This window comes from Streptomyces sp. NPDC006261, assembly GCF_040613515.1.
Taxonomy (GTDB): domain Bacteria; phylum Actinomycetota; class Actinomycetes; order Streptomycetales; family Streptomycetaceae; genus Streptomyces.
Genome location: NZ_JBEXSI010000134.1, coordinates 1 through 4,158, shown reverse-complemented (window position 1 = coordinate 4,158; position 4,158 = coordinate 1). Strand labels below are relative to the sequence as shown.

The following is a 4,158-nucleotide window of genomic DNA, read 5'->3' as shown; positions in this document are numbered from 1 at the left end:
GGGGCGAAGCGGTCGGCGATCTCCCTGACCGCGTCGAGCGAGGCGTTGTCGCCGCTGACGTAGACCGTCGGCAGGCCCTCGCCCGTCAGGACGAAGCCGACGACCTGGCCGGCGAAGGGCTCGATCTCCTCACGCGCGCCGGGGCCGTGGATGGCCGGGACGCCGGTCACCGTGATGGTGCCGCCGCCCGGACGCTCCAGCTCTACCGTCTCCCAGTCGGCCAGGCCCTTGGCCTTCGCCCCGAGGCGCTCGCCGCCAGCGGGGGTGGTGAGGGTGAGGGGGACGTCGGCGAGCAGGGCGCGGCCGGAGGTGTCGAGATTGTCGGCGTGCTCGTCGTGGGAGAGCAGGACCACGTCGACGGGGCCGACATCGGCGGGCGTAGCGGTGGAGGGCGCGGTCTTGACCAGGGTCGGGCCGCCGGGCGCGGGGTAGTCGCCGGGGCCGTCGAAGGTGGGGTCGGTCAGGAAGCGCAGGCCGCCGTACTCGAACAGGGCGGTCGGACCGCCGAACGTGCGGACCGGGAACTGGTTGGCGTCGAGCTGGGACATCATGTCTCCGTTTCTCACGAGAAAAACCTGCGGTTGGCGTGACACCAGGCTAGGCAGGTGTCACGGAAAAACGCAAGCGCTACCATGAGAAGTATGGATGACACCCTGGCCGCCGACGTGGCGCCGATTGCTCTGCCCCCGGCACCGGGTGCCGACCGGTACCGCTCCCTGGGCTTCGCCGACACCGCCGCCACCCTGCCCGCCGGCCAGAGCTACGACCTGCTCGCCGCCCCGCAATCCGCCATGCGCTGGCTCGCCGCCCACGACCTGACCACCCCGGACGTGCAGCTGTACGAGTTCTGCGCCCAGCGGATGCGCACCCTGCGCGGACAGGTCCGGGCCCTACTTGCCGCGCGCGTGGACGGCGCGCCCCCGCCCGAGGAATCCCTGCACGCGGTGAACGAGGCCCTCACGGCCGTGCCCACCGCCCCCCTCCTCGCCTGGGACGGGGCCCAGGGGCTGCGCCGCGTCCAGGCGCACCCCACCGACCAGGCCGTCAATCACGCACTGGCGACCCTCGCCGCCGACGCCGCCGACCTGCTCACCGGTCCCGACGCCGGCATCCTCGCCGCCTGCGGCTCCGCACCCTGCGACCGGTTCCTCCTGCGCACCCACGGCCGACGCCACTGGTGCTCCACACGCTGCGGCGACCGTGTCCGCGCCGCCCGCGCCTATGCCCGGCGCAGCGGCGCCTCGGACTGACGCACCGCCCCCAGGCCCCTCTTGCGGACCGCCCGGTGGCCACGCGAAACACCTTCAGCAGGCTGCTTCCGGTTATCGACCGGCGGCCGGGCGCTTGATCACTGAAGATCACCGCTCTGACTCGGGCTCTCTCACAAACGTTCATCTGTGAGAGTTCTGCGAGACCCCCCGCAGTGATCACGTTTCCGCAGGTCGCCGTTCGCAAAAGTCCTCTCGAAACCCGCACGTTGTGCGAGGTACTTCTGAGAGACTTCCCGGGTGGATCACACGCCCGATCGGGCCGCATTGGCGGTAGAACGTCACGACTGCCCGAACTGTGACGCGCCCGCCGGCTCCGCCTGCCGCACCCGCGGCGGGAAGACCGCCGTGAAGTACCACACCCCCCGCTTCGTCCTCGTCCCCGCGCTCCGCGAGGAACTCGAAGTCCTCGTCCCCGCCGACCGCCACCCCGGCCGCGCGTGGAAGCAGGGCCCGGCGCTCGCCGCCGTGCCCGCGCCCCGCACAGAGCGCCCGGTCCGCATCGGGTACGCCAGAACCTCGACCGCACGCCAGGAGCTGGCGAGCCAGCTCGAAGCCCTCCACCGGGCCCAGTGCCACAAAGTCTTCCAGGAGCAGATCAGCACCCGGGTGAAAATCCGGCCCGAGCTGGAAAAGGCGCTCGCCCTGGCCCACCAGTTCAAGGAGGCCGCCCCCGAGACCCCGGTCATCCTCACCGTTCACGAGCTCAAGCGCCTCGCGCGCAACGCGGCCGAGCTGATGACGCTGTCCGCCGAGCTCCAGGCCGGCGGCATCCAGCTCGAACTCCTCACCGGCCCGCTCACCGGCATCTACGACCCCAACGGCATGGGCGCCATGTTCTTCGCCGTGCTCGCCGTGGCCGGGCAGATCGAGCGCAACTACATCCGGGAGAAGACCCTCGAAGGCCAGGTCATCGCCGCGTCCAAGGGCAACCATGGCGGCCGCCCGAAGGTCATCGACGACGACATGCTCACCTTCGCCGTTGCGCTCAAGGACAAGGGCGTCCCCGTCCCCGAGATCGCGAAGAAGCTGACCATCAAGACCGGGAAGAACGCGGGCAAGTCCCCGTCGGTCGCCTCGCTGTACCGGGCGCTCGCGGAAGCCGAGGAAGCCGCGGCCGACGACGGTCTGCCGCTGCGGCCCGAGCCCGTGCGCATCCGCCGGCCCGAGGACCCGCTCACCCCCGAGGAAATCGACCTCCGTGAACGGCTCCAGGCCCAGCCCCACCCGAACGCCGAGCTGCGGTAGTCCCGCCCACGACCTGCCCTGACCCCGTGATCACCGGCTTAGCGTTAACGGCTGTACCGCTGTGCCCCAAGGCCGAACAAGCGGCAGACCTGGCTCCTCGACGCCAACCTGCGCTTCCGCTCGTGGAAGAGGGACAGCGAGAGCGGCGGCACTTGGACCCAGACCTCCTCGAAGCTGAACCACTACGCGAACGATGAGGACAGCCCGCGGTGGGTCATCGAGGACACAGCGACGGGCGCGGTCACCCGTAACGTTGCTGCTGCCGGTGGCGGCCTGGGCGCCACCACCACCAAGACCGGTGGCACCGTTCTGCAACTGACCAACATCCACGGCGACGTCATGCTGCAGCTTCCGCTGGACACGGGCATCGCCCCAGTCGCCCTCGACAGCGACGAGAACGGCGCGGCTCGCACCGGTCAGGCGTCCGCCCGCTACGGCTGGCTGGGCGGCAAGCAGCGTTCAAGCGAGACGCCGTCGGGCATCACCCTCATGGGTGTCCGCCTCTACGATCCCAGCACAGGCCGCTTCCTCCAGTCGGATCCGGTCTTCGGCGGCAACTGCAACGCGTATGACTACGGCTGCGCCGACCCGGTCAACGGCATCGACCTCGACGGCCGCTGCGGAGCGTTCGGTAACCCCTTCAAGAAGTGCGACAAGTGGCGCATCCTGATGTGGTCCCGGTCGCCTGGGAGCCACTGGAAGACCATCCGCGAGGGCAGCCGGACCAAGGTCAGCAAGAAGTACACCAAGTTCGGTCTCGAGCACATCAGGGACCGGCACGTCGGCAAGGGCAAGCCCAGCTCCTGGAGCAAGGAATCCACCATGATCAGCGACCTCAAGAAGGCGCTGGTGAAGGGCAGTTGGTTCTACCAGTGGGGTAATTCCATGGATGGCAAGTGGGATATTACCTACACGTACTCGAAGAAGAAGTGCTCCTGCAGTCGCACGAAGACGAAGTACACGGTTAGCGTGTTCTATCGAACCTTCGCGGCACCTGATGGGAAGCCCGTCGGTGTGATGTCCGCCTACATCAACCCCAGTCGGTGACGGGAAACAAGTAGGTAGTTTACGAGCGCCGTGCCCCCGGGATTTCGTTGTCCCGGGGGCACGTTCAGTAGCCTCCCGAAAATATGACGCGAAGAAGGGGAAGTCATGCAAGGAAGCGAACCGGAAAAAATTCTCAGTGAGGTGATCGCTGAAGTCCGGGGAAGATTGGAATCTTCTCACCCGGCTCAAAATGCCCTGAGGTCAGCTGCCGAAGTCATCAAGCACGACGAAGCCGAAATGGCTCTGGATGACTTCTCTCGCATCATCAAATTCTTCCGCGTCCTCATCACCGCAGCGGAGTACGAGAAAGTGCGCGCGGCCGCTCAGGGCCTGGATATGGTCGACATCTTGGAAGAAACAGACATCCTCCCCTTCATTACTCCCTAGTGTCCTGAGTCGTTAATTCGTGTGCCGTATGCGGCGAGGGTGTCGAGGATGTCGTCGGCGGTCTTCGTCCAGACGAACGGCTTGGGGTTCTTGTTCCATTCGTTGATCCAGCTGCGGATGTCCCGTTCGAGTTCGACGACGCTGGGGTGGGCCGAGCGGCGGAGTTTGCGGGAGGTCAGCTCGGCGAACCAGCGCTCGACGAGGTTGA

Annotated in this window: 4 protein-coding genes and 2 pseudogenes; 4 read left to right on the top strand and 2 right to left on the bottom strand. The window is 67.4% G+C overall.

From position 1 onward, the window contains the following. Positions 1 to 548, bottom strand: a 548-nt coding sequence (locus tag ABZ154_RS34800; protein ID WP_356838454.1) for an MBL fold metallo-hydrolase, incomplete at its 3' end; no start/stop codon positions are given. Between the two features lie 93 nt (positions 549 to 641). Here ABZ154_RS34800 and ABZ154_RS34795 point away from each other — a divergent pair. The 4 genes and pseudogenes from ABZ154_RS34795 to ABZ154_RS34780 all read left to right on the top strand — a co-directional run bounded on the left by ABZ154_RS34795 (position 642) and on the right by ABZ154_RS34780 (position 3,950). After that, a complete protein-coding gene (locus ABZ154_RS34795) occupies positions 642 to 1,250 on the top strand; it encodes an ABATE domain-containing protein (protein WP_356838452.1) in 609 nt (202 codons plus the stop codon). A 366-nt stretch (positions 1,251 to 1,616) separates the two neighbouring features. Then, entirely contained in the window at positions 1,617 to 2,516 is a 900-nt protein-coding gene (locus tag ABZ154_RS34790) for a recombinase family protein (RefSeq protein ID WP_356838451.1), read from the top strand. A gap of 78 nt (positions 2,517 to 2,594) precedes the next feature. Further along, positions 2,595 to 3,134: pseudogene (locus ABZ154_RS34785) on the top strand (RHS repeat-associated core domain-containing protein); the annotation flags it as partial. A gap of 534 nt (positions 3,135 to 3,668) precedes the next feature. Continuing rightward, positions 3,669 to 3,950: a hypothetical protein gene (locus ABZ154_RS34780; RefSeq protein ID WP_356838450.1), complete on the top strand. Its 282-nt coding sequence runs from the start codon at positions 3,669 to 3,671 to the stop codon at positions 3,948 to 3,950. Here ABZ154_RS34780 and ABZ154_RS34775 read toward each other — a convergent pair. After that, a pseudogene (locus ABZ154_RS34775) lies at positions 3,947 to 4,158 on the bottom strand (IS630 family transposase); the annotation flags it as partial. The gene ABZ154_RS34780 and the pseudogene ABZ154_RS34775 sit on opposite strands and share 4 nt — an antisense overlap.